General features: G+C 70.8%; 1 pseudogene. It reads left to right on the top strand.

From position 1 onward, the window contains the following. Nucleotides 1–940 (top strand): annotated as a pseudogene (locus CCL05_RS43100) (metallophosphoesterase family protein); the annotation flags it as partial.

The following is a 940-nucleotide window of genomic DNA, read 5'->3' as shown; positions in this document are numbered from 1 at the left end:
CGTCGGCTACAGCGTCCTGGCCGGCAACCACGACGTGAAGTCGTCGACGACCGACCAGCGCGGAGCGACGCCGTACCTGGACGCCTTCGGACCCGAGCGGTTCAAGGAGAAGCCGACGTTCGGCGGTGCCTCCCCGGACGGCTACAACACCTTCCACCTGTTCACCGGGGGCGGCCGGGAGTGGCTGGTGCTCGCGCTGGACTGGCGGCTGTCGCCGCAGGGCTACGCGTGGGCGAAGGAGGTCATGGCGCGGCACCCGAAGACGCCCGTGATCCTCACGACGCACGAACTGGTCGTCGAGGACGACTCGTTGTCGGACTACGGGCAGCAGCTGTGGGACCAGCTGGTCGAGGACCACGACCAGATCTTCCTCACCCTCAACGGGCACTACTGGCCCGCCGCCCGCGCGACCCGCAAGANNCGGTTCGACCTGGACCGGAACGTCATCGACGTGGAGACGGTCTCCCCGTGGATCCTGGGCCGGGCCGGGAAGGGGCTCAACGAGCTGGAGCGGCAGGAGATGGAGCTGAGCGGCGACGCCGACCGGTTCTCCGTCGAGATCGACTTCGAGGAGCGCTTCTCCGGCTTCGCGCCCGTGCCCGCCCGTCCGGCGCGGCCCGCCTCGAAGATGCTGCTCCCGGGCACCGCGGCGTACTGGCGATTCGAGAAGCCCGTCGACGGGNNNGTGGTGGTCCGCCGACCAGCCGGGCCACGGCAGCCTGGAGTTCCAGGGCTTCAAGTCACCCCTGAAGGGCGCCTACCTGCGCACGGTCGACGGGGCCCCGCTCAACTCGGCCACGTTCGAGGGCGGTTACACCATCGAGGCGTTCTACCGGCTGCCCGCCGACTGGGACCCGGACCACCACGCCTGGTCGGGCCTGGTGAGCCGCACGGGCACGGGCGGTGGGGCGGGGAAGACCGCCGACGACCCCGACGAGCC

The sequence above is a fragment of the Streptomyces africanus genome (genome assembly GCF_002150735.1).
In the GTDB taxonomy this organism is placed as follows: Bacteria; Actinomycetota; Actinomycetes; order Streptomycetales; family Streptomycetaceae; genus Streptomyces; species Streptomyces africanus.
Note: the sequence above shows the minus strand (reverse complement) of the source record. Positions and strands in the feature narration are given on the sequence as shown.